Consider the following 12,753-nt stretch of genomic DNA (forward strand, 5'->3'; position numbering starts at 1 on the left):
GTCAACCTCTCTGGTTGTGTTGGCTCATCGGTGTTGCACGGCACGGGACGAATCGGTGCCCAGGGGGACCAGGTCGCCCGGCGACCAGGAGGCGACCACGCGGTCGCCCCGAGACTCTGGTTCGGCGGCATCCGGGTGCAGCGAGCCACGGCTCTGCTCGAGGGCCACCAGCCTGGTGCCGTCCTCGAGCTCGATGTGGACCCGGTGCCCGGTGCCGATGTAGATGGACTCGGTGATCACCCCGGCGGCGGTCATCGCACCGACCGGGGCGCCGGCGGTCTCCGGCGACAGCAGGATCTTCTCGGGCCGCAGCGCGAACGCGCCGTCCATCTTCAGCATCCGCTTCGACGCCTGCTCGTCGAAGACGTTCGAGGTGCCGACGAAGTCGGCGACGTACTGCGAGGTGGGCCGCTCGTAGATCTCCTTCGGCGTGCCCAGCTGCACGATCTGACCGCTGTCGAAGACCGCGATCCGGTCGCTGAGGGTGAGCGCCTCCTCCTGGTCGTGGGTGACGAAGACGAAGGTGATCCCCAGCTCGCGCTGGATCTGCTTGAGCTCGACCTGCATCTGCTCGCGGAGCTTGAGGTCGAGCGCGCCGAGCGGCTCGTCGAGGAGGAGCACCCGAGGGCGTACGACGATGGCGCGGGCGAGCGCCACCCGCTGTCGCTGGCCGCCGGAGAGCTCGGTCGGCTTCCGGTTCGCGACGTGGCCGAGTCGCACCATCTCCAGGGCCTCGCGTGCCCGGGAGCTGCGTTCGGCCTTCGGGACGCCACGCACACGCAGGCCGTACGCCACATTCTCGAGCACGTTGAAGTGCGGGAAGAGGGCGTAGTCCTGGAAGACGGTGGTGACGTCGCGGTCGAAGGGTGCCAGTGCGGTGACGTCCTCGCTGCCGAGGCGGATGGTGCCGGAGTCGGCGTGCTCGAAGCCGGCGATCAGGCGCAGCACCGTCGTCTTCCCGGAGCCGGACGGCCCGAGCATGGAGAAGAACTCACCATCGCCGATGGTCAGGTCGAGGGCGTCGACAGCCATCACGTCGCCGTAGGCCTTGGTCACGGCTTCGAGCTGGATCTGCGGAGATTCGGTCGGTCCCATTGCTGAATCATATGGAACCAGATCTTAGATTTTAAAGGGTATCTGCGTAAGTTCTTTGTAAACCCACTCGAAGGAGGAGCCCGATCGTGGCCAACGCCCGTGCGACGACCTCGCGCGCCAGGTCGGCGATCTTCGCGCCGATCGGCGACGAAGGCAGAGCCGTACGTGTCGAGAACCGGCTGGCGGAGGCGATCCGTTCGGGCGTCCTCGCCGACGGTGACCGGCTCCCGAGCGAGCTCGAGCTCGCCCAGATGCTGGGCGTGGCGACGGTGACCGCCCGCGAGGCCCTGGTCTCGCTGCGGGCACAGGGCCTGGTGGTGACGACCCGCGGTCGCGGCGGTGGCTCCTTCGTACGCGCTCCCGATCCCGGCGACGTCGTGAAGGGGCGGCTGGCGACCATGTCGCGCGTGGAGCTGCGCGACCGGGCCAGTCTCTATCAGGTGGTGCTGACCGGCTGTGCCGAGCTCGCGGCCGAACGAGCGGCCCCCGACGAGGTCGAGGACCTCCAGGACCTGCTGATCCCACTTGCTGGCGACGACGTCGGCAGGTGGCGCGACGCCGAGAGCGAGCTCTATCTCTCGGTGGCGGCGCTGACCCAGTCGGCGCGGCTCACCCGGGAGGTGGTGCGACAGGAGGCCGACTTCGGTACGTTGCTGCGAGTGCCGCTGAGCGAGTCCGACTTCCGTCTGGCCGCCGCCGCGCGGCATCGGGCGCTCGTCGCCGCGCTGGAGGCGGGAGACGTCGCCGCGGCGCGGGGGAGCGTACGCGACCACGTGACCCACGCCGTTGAACGTCTGACCGAGATCCATGAGGTGGTACGACCATGAACATCGATGTGTCGGCCGCCTGTGCCGCCCGGATCGAGCAGCACTTCGGTTCCATCCTCACCGAGCTCGAGCGGGTGCGCGCCGAGGTCGGTGCCCTCTTCGCCGCGGGAGCGGTCACCACGGACGCGTTGATCGCGCAGGTCGAGAAGGGCACGCTGGCCTTCCTCCAGGACCCGAACCTGCTGGGCAGTGGGTTCGTCGTCGCGCCGGACACGCTCACCGACCGGCGGCTCTACCTGGCCTGGTGGCAGGGCCCGGGCCGGGACTTCCTCGGCGAGGCCGAGGTGCCCGCGACAGGGGAAGCCATCGACTACACGCGTCAGCCGTGGTTCCGGGTGCCGGAGCGCACCGGCGAGCTCTACGTCGCCGGTCCCTACGTCGACTTCATCTGCGCCGACGAGTACGTCCTGACGACCACGCTGCCGGTCTACGCGGGCGGCCGGATGGTCGGCGTCGCGGGCGCCGACACCTCGGTCGAGACCCTGGAGACGATGCTGCTGCCCAGCCTGCGCGAGGTCGGCGCGACGTTGGTCAACTCCCACGGCCGGGTCATCGTCTCCGCCGACCCGCACCTGGCCACCGGCGAGGCGCTGAACCCCGTCCCCGATGAGGCCCGTGTCGGGCGGCTGCTGTCGGTGGTCCGGCGCTCTGCGGACAGTCCTGGCGAGCAGATGACACTCGCCGGCTGGCCCTGCTGAGGCTCCCCGCGCCGCCGGCGTGGCCGGAAATCTTTCGACATCAACTAGTTTTGTGGACGTTGCGGCGGAGATATTGCTGTTGTGGGTACGCTGTCGCCGTGACTGCACCTGAGATCGAGGCCACCGACCGTAAAATCCTCCAGCTTCTTGCGGAGGACGGCCGGATGTCCTACACGGACCTGGGCAAGGCGACCGGTCTGTCGACCTCTGCGGTGCACCAGCGCGTCAAGCGGCTCGAGCAGCGTGGCCTCATCACCGGCTACGGCGCCACCGTCAACTACGCCGCGATCGGCGTGCCGTTGACCGCGTTCGTCGCGGTGCAGCCGATGGACCCCTCGCAGCCCGACGACACCCCCGAGCGCGTCGCCGACCTCAACGAGGTCGAGGCCTGCTGGTCCATCGCAGGCGTCGAGTCCTACATGCTCAAGGTGCGCGTCGCCACGCCCGAGGCGCTCGAGGAGCTGCTCGGCCGGATCCGTTCGGTCGCCAACGTGTCCACGCGCACCACGATCGCGATGTACACCTACTACGAGCACCGCCCCACCATGACGCACTGAGACCCGGCGACCAGCGCCGGTCAGTCCTGGTCTTCGGCGACCTCTGGAGCGTCCACGATCACGACCGGGCGGTCCGCGCCGTGCAGCACCCCCCGGCTGGTCGACCCGAGGAAGAGACGCCGCAGGAATCCCTTGCCGTGCGAGCCGACGACGATCAGCTGGGCGTCGGTCGCGTTCGCGAGGATCGCAGCCGAGGGCCGGCCGGTCGCGATGACCGACTCGACGGGGACGGTTGCCTGGCCGTTGTCGGAGGCCCGATCGACGCTCCGCTGTGCGATCTCGGCGGCCTCGGCCTCGAGGTGCGCCTCGACGCGGGCGACGATCTCACTGTCGGACGGAATGAGTGCGGTGGCCAGGTCGGTGACCGTCACCGCGCGTACGCTCGTCTTTCGCAGCGCAGCCTCGGTCAAGGCGTACCTGAGCGCTACATCACCGAACTCGGAGCCGTCGACGCCGACGACGACGGGGCCGTCGGTCGGGATCGGGTCGTGCTCCCCGATGACCACGACCGGGCAGGGCGCGTGGGTGGCGAGGTGGTTGCTGACCGAGCCCAGCACGGCGCTGCGGGCAGCCCCGAGCCCGCGGCGCCCGACGACGATCATGTCCTCAGCAGTCGCGACCGCGGCGATGGTGGGCGCGGTCGGCCCCATCTGGACGTGCTGAGTGCAGGTCACGCCAGGCGCCACCTCCTTGACATGGGCGGCCGCCGCAGCGACCAGCTCCTCGCCGTACGCGCCGAACCACTCCAGCGGTGAGTCTCCCGGGGTGTAGCCGTAGAACTCCACGGCGGGGGGCACGGAGTACGCATTCACCAAGGCCAGCGACGCACGACCGAGCTCCGCGCGCGCGATCGCCCAGTCGAGCGCTGCCGCGCTCTGCTCCGAGCCATCGATACCGACCACGATCCGTCCAACCATGAGAACCCTCCCGCGACATGCCGAGCACCCCCTGGTCACTACCGGCTCGGCCTTTACTGCGACTCTCGCACACGCGGCGGGTGTTTTCCCGGAGTCCGCGAACGACGGCGTGCGGGTTTGATCTCAGGCGTGCGTACGCCACCACTCCTGGCCCGACTCGGGCAGGGTGTGGATCGGGTCGTAGTACTCGTAGGTCCTGGTCAGCGCCTCGGAGTCGGACGCCTCGATCGAGGTGCGGTAGTTCTTGGTCCAGTAGGAGATGCCGCGCTCGGTGTCGTAGTCGGCGATCTGGTGCACCCAGCGCTTGCCGACGAAAGGTACGTCGCAGACGATGCGCGGGGTGGCGAACCCGGGCAGGTAACCCATGATGTCGTGCTGCATCCGCTGCGCGTCGGCGACCGAGACCCGCCAGTGCTCGCTGAACGGGATCATGTCGCACATGTAGAAGTAGTAGGGCATGATCTGCGCGCCGTCGAGCAGGCGGAAGCTCAGGTCGAGCAGGCTGTGGCTGTCGGCGTTGACGCCGGCGAGCAGCACTCCCTGGTTGCGTACGTCGCGCACGCCGGCCGCCAGCAGCGCCTTGGACGCCTCGGCGACCAGGGGAGTGACCGAGTTGGCGTGGTTGGCGTGGGTGTGGATCGCCAGGGAGACACCGCGCTCGCGGGCGATGGTGGTCACCCGGTTCATCCCCTCCAGGAGCGGCTCCTGGAGCCAGTGCTGGGGAAGACCGATCAGGCCCTTGGTGGCCAGTCGGATGTCGCGGATGTTGTCGATCGCCATCAGCTTGGTGAGGAAGTCCTCCAGCCGCGGCCAGGGCAGGTTGGCCACGTCGCCGCCGGAGACCACCACGTCGCGCACCTGCGGCGTGTTGCGGAGGTATTCGAGCATCGCCTCGTGGCGGTCGACGGGCTTGCCGGTGAGCTTGAGCTTGTCGATGACCGGGGTCGAGTTGCCGACCAGGTCCATCCGGGTGCAGTGCCCGCAGTACTGCGGGCAGGTGGAGAGCAGCTCGGCGAGCACCTTGGTCGGGTAACGGTGGGTCAGACCTTCGGCGACCCACATGTCGTGCTCGTGCAGCGAGTCGCGGCTCGCCTGCGGGTGTGAGGGCCAGTCGGTGCGGCGGTCGGAGAAGACCGGGATCATGTAGTGCCGGATCGGGTCCGCGTAGAAGGCCGCGGTGAACTCCTCGCCGGCCGAGGCGCCGGCGGGAACCATCGTGTTGACCATCTGCGGCGGCACCAGCATCGACATCGTCGCCCGCTCCGCCATGTCGCGCTCGAGGTCGGCGTAGAACCGCTCGTCGAGAAGATCGCCCATCAGCGCGCGCATCTGGCGGACGTTCTTGATGCAGTTGACGCGCTGCCACTGCACGTCGCGCCACTGCTCCTCGGTGATGTCGGCCCACCCCGGGAACCGGGTCCAGTCGGGCTCGACCAGCTCGACGCGCTGGTAGGCGTAGGGCTGTCCGTCTCGGGTCGTGGGCTCGATGGTTGCCGTCATGTTCTCCACCATAGCGGGAGATCCTCCGGTAGTTGCAAGCCTAGGCCGCAATTCTTCCATCCACCGCTGATAGGGTCCGGCATGAGACGAACGCAAGGAGGCGTACGACGTGACCACTTCTGACCCGACAGGCCTGCACCGGGTGCTCGATGAGCCGGTGGGCGGCTCGTTGCCGCTGCCTCAGGCAGCCCGGAGGCTCGACACCCGAAGGACCATCTGTCCCGACGAGGTGCGGATCCGGGTGGAGCGGCTGAACCTGGACGCCGCCTCGTTCCGGCAGCTGGAGTCCGCACACGCCGGCGACGGAGAGGCCGTACGCCGCGAGGTTCTCGACATCGTCGCCGACCGCGGCAAGATGCAGAACCCGGTGACCGGGTCGGGCGGCATGCTCGTCGGTGTCGTCGAGGAGGTCGGCCCGGAGTCGCCCCTCGGGCTGAAGGTCGGGGACAAGGTCGCGACGCTGGTGTCGCTGACGCTGACGCCGCTGGTGATCGAGGACGGCCTCGCGCGTTGGACCGGAGAGGACGAGCAGGTGCCGTGCGACGGCTACGCCATCCTGTTCGGCCGTTCGATCGCCGCGGTTCTGCCCGACGACCTCGCCCCCGAGCTCGCGCTCTCGGTGATGGACGTGTGCGGCGCCCCGGCGCTGACCCGGCGGGTCGTCTCGGAGCGCTATGCGGGTGGTGTGGTCGCCGTGATCGGTGGTGGCGGCAAGTCCGGCTCGCTGTCGCTGGCCGCGGCCCGCGACGCGGGCGCCGGCCACCTGATCGGCATCGTCCCGACCGAGACGGAGGCCGAGCGCCTTCGCGAGGCGGGCCTGGCCGACGAGGTCGTGGTCGCCGACGCCCGCAACCCGGTCGCGCTGCGTGACGCCGTCGCCAAGGCGGGCGGTCCAGCCGACGTCACCGTCGTCTGCGTGGACGTACCCGGCTGCGAGGGTGGAGCCATCCTCGCCACCGCCGACCGGGGCACCGTCATCTTCTTCTCGATGGCGACCTCGTTCTCCGCCGCCGCGCTCGGCGCCGAGGGCCTCGCCGCCGACGTCACGATGCTCGTCGGCAACGGCTACGTGCCCGGGCATGCCGCCTACGCGCTGGATCTTCTCCGGGCGAACCCGGGCGTCCGGACGCTCTTCGAGGGCAGACTGGCGCCGTGACCTGCATCATGCTGCGCAACGGTGTGATCCACACCGGCCTGGCCACGGACGGACCTGTCTCGGCGATGGCCGTCGAGGACGGGCGCATCGTCTGGACCGGCACCGACCCCACTGCATTCACGCGAGCAGGCTTCGCGGTTCCCGACGAGGTGGTCGACCTCGGCGGGCGCCTGGTCACGCCTGCCTTCGTCGACAGTCATGTCCACGTCGTCGAGACCGGGGAGCAGATCCTCGGCCTCGACCTCGTCGGCACGCCCAGCCGGGACGCGGTGCTCGAGAAGCTCGCCGCGTACGTCACGGGCCTCGGCCCCGACGCCCTGGTCATCGCCCAGGGTTGGGACGAGACGCTCTGGCCCGACCCGACCCTGCCGACAGCGGCCGAGCTCGACCGCGTCTCGGGCGGGCGCAAGGTCTATCTCAACCGCATCGACGGCCATTCCGCGGTGGTGTCCAGCGCGCTGATGATTGAGGTGCCCGGGATCACCGGGCTCGCGGGCTGGACGCCGGACGGGCGTGTGGAGCGGGAGGCGTTGCGTGCGCTGCTGCCGCTGCTGGCCGACCTCACCCCCGCCGGCGATGCCCAGCGCGGTGCGCGTGCGGCGTTGCGGACCATGGCCGGCCTGGGCATCGGTGCCTTCCACGACAACGCGGGGCCCGACATCGGCCCCGAGTCGGACCTGACCGCCGTCCAGTCCGAAGCCGCGGCGGCCGGCCTGCACGGCACCTACTACTGGGGCGCCCACCTCGGCTTCGGCGACCTGGACCGTCTCGACGACCTCTCCGGTCTCGCCGGCGACCTCAGCGCGGACGGCTCGATCGGGTCCCGAAGCGCAGCCATGACCAGCGACTATGCCGACCTGGCCGGTCACCGTGGCCACGCCTACCTCGCCCCGGAGCAGATGGCTGAGCACATCATCGGCTGCACCCGGCGCGGGGTACAGGCAGGCTTCCACTGCATCGGCGACCAGGCGATCGACAACATCGCCCGGGCGTTCCGGCTCGCCGCCCGAGCGCTCGGCCCCGACGCGGTGAGAGCCCGGCGCCACCGGCTCGAGCACTGCGAGCTGCCCTCGCCGGCCGCGATCGAGACCTTCGCCGACCTGGGCGTGGTCGCGAGCGTGCAGCCGATGTTCGACGGTCTGTGGGGTGGCCCCGACCGGATGTACGCCGCCCGGCTGGGGGAGCGCTGGCAGGAGATGAACCCGTTCCGGACCCTGCTCGACGCCGGCGTACGCCTCGCCTTCGGCTCCGACTCGCCGGTCACGCCGCTGGACCCGTGGGCGGCATTGCACGCGGCCGTTCACCACCGCACGCCCGGCCAGGGCATCACCCCGGCCGAGGCGTTCGCCGCCCACACCGCCGACGGCTGGTACGCGGCCGGCATCGACGACGCCGGCACGCTGGCCGTGGGTCAGCGGGCGACGTACGCCGTGTGGGACCGCACCGCGTTCCCCGACCTGACCGCACCCGACGTCGCCGACGTCATCACTTCCTGCCTGCAGACCGTCGTCGACGGCAGGACCGTATTCGAGAAGGACCGATCCGAGAAGGAGGGTGTCCGGTGAGACTGGATCTGGACCCACGCACGATCGCCCACGCCCGCGCACTGGCCGCGAAGGTCGGCGACCCGATCGTCGAGATGGCCACCAAGCACACCACCGTCGCCGTCGAGCGGGCCACGCTGCGGCTGGCCGGGCTCGCCGGCGCCGACCCGGACGGCACCCCGTGGGTCAACCACCTGGTCGACGCGGTGCGCGCCGACATCGGGCTGGAGCACGGGGTCGCGCTGCCGGTCTGGCAGGCGCTGGCCGGTCACGGCAACGATCTCTCGCGCCTCGCCGAGGAGGCCGCCGCCGGCCAGGTCACCTTCCGCCTGCCCGAGGGCGCCGAGGCCGAGCTGGCCGCCAAGCACGCCCGCGAGGCGGTCGGTGCCGGCATCGCCCGGCTCGATGCCAGCCGGGTGGCGCGCGAGCGAATGATCGCCGAGATCGGCGACGCGCCCCGCAAGCCGTGGATCTATCTGATCGTGGCCACCGGTGACATCTACGAGGACATCCCGCAGGCGCAGGCGGCCGCACGCGAGGGCGCCGACATCATCGCGGTGATCCGCTCGACCGGCCAGTCGCTCCTCGACTACGTGCCCGAAGGCGCCACCCGGGAGGGGTTCGCCGGGACGTACGCGACCCAGGAGAACTTCCGGCTGATGCGGGCCGCGCTCGACGAGACCTCCCGCGAGCTCGGCCGCTACGTCCGGCTCACCAACTACGCGAGCGGGTTGTGCATGCCCGAGATCGCCGCGCTGGCGGGCATGGAGCGCCTCGACATGATGCTCAACGACTCGATGTACGGGATCCTGTTCCGCGACATCAACCCGGTGCGTACGTTCGTCGACCAACGGCTCTCCCGCCAGATCCACGCGCGGGCCGGGATCATCATCAACACCGGCGAGGACAACTACCTCACCACCGCCGACGCGGTCGAGGCGGCGCACACAGTCACCACGAGCCAGCTGCTCAACGAGTACTTCGCCAAGGAGGCCGGCCTCGAGGACTGGCAGCTGGGTCTGGGCCACGCCTTCGAGATCAACCCCGATGTGCCGGACTCGTTCCGCCTCGAGCTCGCGCACGCGCTGCTGGCGAAGACGATCTTCCCCGACGCCCCGCTGAAGTGGATGCCCCCGACGCGGCACATGACCGGCGACATCTTCAAGGGCTACCTGCTCGACGGGTTCTTCAACCTGGCCGGCGCGATGACCGACCAGGGCATCCTGCTGGTGGGGATGATGACCGAGGCGGTCGTGACGCCATGGATCTCCGACCGCGACCTGGCCCTGCAGAACGTCCGGTACGTCATGGACGCGGCAGGTCGCCTCGGCGAGGACTTCCACCCGGCCCCTGACGGGTTCATCGCCAACCGGGCGCGCGAGGTCCTGGGGGAGTCGATCGACCTGCTCGGGAAGATCATCGACGAACCCAACGGGCTGCTCGACGCGATCGCCGACGGCACCTTCGGCCTGATGAAGCGCCCCGCTGACGCAGGCAAGGGCCTCGAGGGCGTCGCCGAGAAGTCCGAGGCGTACTACAACCCGGCTAGCGCCGAACTCGACAAGCAGAGCCTGGAGGGCAAGTGAGCATCATCCGACCGTACGGCGACACCACCGGCGACGGGATGGTGCAGGTCTCCTTCACGTTGCCGATCAAGCACAGCAAGGTCGCCGACGGCGCCGCGCTGCAGCTGGCCAACAAGATGGGTATGGAGCCGGCGATGGTCGTCCATTCCAAGCCGATGGGCGACGACTTCACCTTCTTCGTCGTCTACGGACAGGTGAAGCACCTCGTCGACACCGACAAGGTGCAGGTCGTCGAGCGTGACTTCCCGCTGCTGACGCCGAAGGAGGCCAACGCGGTGATCAAGGAGACCCTGCGGCGTCCGATGGTCGTCGTCGGCGCCTGCATCGGCACCGACGCCCACACCGTCGGGATCGACGCGATCCTCAACATCAAGGGTTTCGCGGGGGAGAAGGGGCTGGAGTACTACAAGGAGATCGAGGTCGTGAACCTCGGCGCCCAGGTCTCGGTGCCTTCCCTGGTCGAGGCTGCCGTCACCCGGCGCGCCGACGCCGTTCTCGTCTCCCAGGTCGTCACCCAGCGCGACGCGCACCTGCTCAATACCCGGGAGATGTCGGCGGCGTTCCGCGAGGCCTACCCGGCGGGGGAGCGGCCGCTCCTCGTCGCGGGTGGTCCACGATTCGACGAGTCGATGACCACCGAGCTCGGCGTCGACCGCATCTTCGGCCGCGGCACCACCCCCGCCGAGGTCGCCTCCTACCTCGTCCACCGCACCACCGCGAAGGAGCCCGCCGCATGACCCTCCCGAACGCCGGCCCGGAGGTCGGCACCAAGGTCGTCCACCGCCGCTACGTCCCCTACTCCCACGCCCACTACGCCGGGAACCTGGTCGACGGGGCCTACAGCCTGGGTCTCTTCGGCGACGTCGCGACCGAGATGTGCATCCTCACCGACGGTGACGAGGGTCTGTTCGCCTCCTACGACGACGTGCAGTTCAAGGCCCCCGTGCGTGCGGGCGACGTCCTGGAGATCACCTGCGAGCTGATCAAGGCCGGGACCCGGTCGCGGGTGATGGCGTTCGCGGTGTACGTCGTGGCCCGAGGAGCCGCGACCGAGGCCCGTCCGGGGGCCGCTGAGATCCTGGGGGAGTCGCTGCTCGCCACCTCCGCGCGAGGTACTGTCGTCGTTCCCTGAGTGTCGTAACGAGTACGCGAAGACGACACGCCGAGGTTCCTCGCGAATTCTTCACTTTCTCACGCCCGCAAGGCTGTGGCTGACCTGCGAAAACACTTGTTTCCGCAGGTCAGAGCCGTGTTGACTTCCGCAGAGCCAGCGGGTGATGGTGTCAGCGTTCGCCCATGCAGAGTTGCGGCCGGCGGACCGGCGCTCGACGAATCGGGTCGGGGGTGTCGAGCCAGGCATGCCTTCGACACGTTTTCGTGGGCGCGGTCAACGGCCGCGAGGGCAACGCGGGAGGGCCGAGGCGCCCTTAGACAACGATCGTCCCCTTGTCTCCAGCAGGGATCGGAACGGCCCGAAGAACGCCTTGGTGCTCCCGCGGCTCTGCTGATTGGCATTCGAGCATGTGACCAACGGCCGGATATCCTGTGATCTCCACCCCCATTCCTTGACAAGGCCGGCGTACGTGACGAACGAGCAGCTTCCACCCTGGACCGAGATCGGCCGGGCGGTGATGGTCATCCCGACCTACAACGAGGCGGACAACCTCGCCTGGATCGTCGGGCGGCTGCGCAAGGCGCAGCCACGCCTCGACGTCCTGGTCGTCGACGACGGCTCACCCGACGGCACCGGCACGATCGCCAACGAGCTGGCCGACAACGACGACCAGATCCACGTGCTGCACCGCACCGAGAAGGCCGGGCTGGGCGCTGCCTACCTGCACGGGTTCGGATGGGCCCTCGAGCAGGGCTACGACGTCGTGGGCGAGATGGACGCCGACGGCTCGCACCAGCCCGAGGAGCTCCACCTGCTGCTGGAGGCGCTCACCTCTGCCGACCTGGTGATCGGCGCGCGCTGGGTTCGCGGCGGCTCCGTGGTCAACTGGCCCATGTCACGCCGCCTGCTCTCGGTCGGCGGCAACCTCTACGTCCGGCTCCTGCTCGGCATCGGCGTCCACGACGCCACCGCGGGCTACCGCCTCTTCCGGCGTACGACGCTGGAGAAGCTGCAGCTGAACAGCGTCGAGTCGACCGGCTATGTCTTCCAGACCGAGATGGTGACGCGCACGCTGCGGGCCGGCCTCACCGTCAAGGAGGTCCCGATCCAGTTCATCGAGCGCGTCCGGGGCGAGTCGAAGATGAGCCCCGGGGTCGCCGCCGAGTCGATGCGCCGGGTGACCCGCTGGGGCCTGGCCGAGCGTCGTGACCAGCTGCTTCGGCTGCTGCGTCGCTTCGGGCTGGACCGTCTCGTGGGAGGCCGTCGATGACCACCCGACGCCGCAGGTTCTCCTGGGTGCTGGTGCTCCTGTTCCTGGTGTTGCCGCTGGCCGAGCTGTTCGTGCTCATCCAGGTCGGCCAGGTCATCGGCGTGTGGTGGACGATCCTGCTGCTGATCGCCGATTCGATCTTCGGGGCCTGGCTGATGCGTCGCGAGGGCGCCCGGGCCTGGTCCGCGCTGTCGACGGCCCTGTCCACCGGCAAGCTTCCCTCCAACGAGATCGCCGACGGCGCGCTGATCCTGCTCGGTGGCGCGCTGATGCTCAGCCCCGGATTCGTGACCGACATCTTCGGCATCGTGCTGATCCTGCCGTTCACCCGGCCGTTCTTCCGCCGCATCCTGGCCACGGTCGTGCAGAAGCGCCTCGTCACCGCGGCCATGCCCTCGACCTTCGGTCCCGGGCCCCGGCCCCGTAACGACGACATCGTCACCGGCGAGGTCATCGACAAGGACAACCCGGCCTGAGATTCGCCGACGG

General features: G+C 69.5%; 13 protein-coding genes. 10 read left to right on the forward strand and 3 right to left on the reverse strand.

Translation table 11 applies throughout. The features are described from left to right. Window positions 1-24 precede the first annotated feature (24 nt). On the reverse strand, window positions 25-1,095 hold the full coding sequence (locus tag ACFV9G_RS09235) for an ABC transporter ATP-binding protein (RefSeq protein ID WP_378726997.1): 1,071 nt from the start codon (window positions 1,093-1,095) through the stop codon (window positions 25-27). 86 nt (window positions 1,096-1,181) lie between these two features. On the opposite strand from ACFV9G_RS09235, the gene ACFV9G_RS09240 reads away from it, so the two are divergent. From ACFV9G_RS09240 to ACFV9G_RS09250, 3 genes are all read left to right on the forward strand, one after another. Then, window positions 1,182-1,922: a FadR/GntR family transcriptional regulator gene (locus ACFV9G_RS09240; protein ID WP_378726999.1), complete on the forward strand. Its 741-nt coding sequence runs from the start codon at window positions 1,182-1,184 to the stop codon at window positions 1,920-1,922. Next, on the forward strand, window positions 1,919-2,620 hold the full coding sequence (locus tag ACFV9G_RS09245) for a cache domain-containing protein (RefSeq protein ID WP_378727001.1): 702 nt from the start codon (window positions 1,919-1,921) through the stop codon (window positions 2,618-2,620). Before ACFV9G_RS09240 ends, ACFV9G_RS09245 begins: the two co-directional genes overlap by 4 nt. Before the next feature lie 113 nt (window positions 2,621-2,733). Continuing rightward, the gene (locus ACFV9G_RS09250; protein WP_378727021.1) at window positions 2,734-3,177 is read left to right on the forward strand and encodes an Lrp/AsnC family transcriptional regulator; all 444 of its coding nucleotides are present in this window, start codon (window positions 2,734-2,736) and stop codon (window positions 3,175-3,177) included. Window positions 3,178-3,197: 20 nt separating this feature from the next. On the opposite strand, the gene ACFV9G_RS09255 is transcribed toward ACFV9G_RS09250, so the two are convergent. Beyond that, on the reverse strand, window positions 3,198-4,094 hold the full coding sequence (locus ACFV9G_RS09255; RefSeq protein ID WP_378727004.1) for a universal stress protein: 897 nt from the start codon (window positions 4,092-4,094) through the stop codon (window positions 3,198-3,200). Between the two features lie 123 nt (window positions 4,095-4,217). Beyond that, window positions 4,218-5,594, reverse strand: a complete 1,377-nt coding sequence (locus tag ACFV9G_RS09260; protein WP_378727006.1) for a KamA family radical SAM protein — start codon at window positions 5,592-5,594, stop codon at window positions 4,218-4,220. Between the two features lie 109 nt (window positions 5,595-5,703). Here ACFV9G_RS09260 and ACFV9G_RS09265 point away from each other — a divergent pair, with 109 nt between their 5' ends. The 7 genes from ACFV9G_RS09265 (at window position 5,704) to ACFV9G_RS09295 (ending at window position 12,740) form a co-directional block, all read left to right on the forward strand. Further along, window positions 5,704-6,750, forward strand: a complete 1,047-nt coding sequence (locus ACFV9G_RS09265; protein ID WP_378727008.1) for an L-erythro-3,5-diaminohexanoate dehydrogenase — start codon at window positions 5,704-5,706, stop codon at window positions 6,748-6,750. Further along, window positions 6,747-8,315, forward strand: a complete 1,569-nt coding sequence (locus tag ACFV9G_RS09270) for an amidohydrolase (RefSeq protein WP_378727010.1) — start codon at window positions 6,747-6,749, stop codon at window positions 8,313-8,315. The genes ACFV9G_RS09265 and ACFV9G_RS09270 overlap by 4 nt, the downstream gene beginning before the upstream one ends. Next, window positions 8,312-9,880: a lysine 5,6-aminomutase subunit alpha gene (locus ACFV9G_RS09275; RefSeq protein WP_378727012.1), complete on the forward strand. Its 1,569-nt coding sequence runs from the start codon at window positions 8,312-8,314 to the stop codon at window positions 9,878-9,880. Before ACFV9G_RS09270 ends, ACFV9G_RS09275 begins: the two co-directional genes overlap by 4 nt. Then, window positions 9,877-10,617 carry an OAM dimerization domain-containing protein gene (locus tag ACFV9G_RS09280; protein WP_378727014.1) on the forward strand — a complete coding sequence of 247 codons (741 nt, stop codon included), beginning with the start codon at window positions 9,877-9,879 and terminating at the stop codon, window positions 10,615-10,617. The genes ACFV9G_RS09275 and ACFV9G_RS09280 overlap by 4 nt, the downstream gene beginning before the upstream one ends. Then, window positions 10,614-11,012 (forward strand): hotdog domain-containing protein, encoded by a 399-nt coding sequence (locus ACFV9G_RS09285; RefSeq protein WP_378727016.1) that lies wholly within the window; start codon window positions 10,614-10,616, stop codon window positions 11,010-11,012. The genes ACFV9G_RS09280 and ACFV9G_RS09285 overlap by 4 nt, the downstream gene beginning before the upstream one ends. 499 nt (window positions 11,013-11,511) lie before the next feature. Further along, window positions 11,512-12,264, forward strand: a complete 753-nt coding sequence (locus ACFV9G_RS09290) for a polyprenol monophosphomannose synthase (RefSeq protein WP_378727023.1) — start codon at window positions 11,512-11,514, stop codon at window positions 12,262-12,264. Beyond that, window positions 12,261-12,740 (forward strand): FxsA family protein, encoded by a 480-nt coding sequence (locus ACFV9G_RS09295; protein ID WP_378727017.1) that lies wholly within the window; start codon window positions 12,261-12,263, stop codon window positions 12,738-12,740. Before ACFV9G_RS09290 ends, ACFV9G_RS09295 begins: the two co-directional genes overlap by 4 nt. The last annotated feature ends 13 nt before the right edge of the window (window positions 12,741-12,753 follow it).

This window comes from Nocardioides sp. NPDC059952 (assembly GCF_042730435.1).
Taxonomy (GTDB): domain Bacteria; phylum Actinomycetota; class Actinomycetes; order Propionibacteriales; family Nocardioidaceae; genus Nocardioides.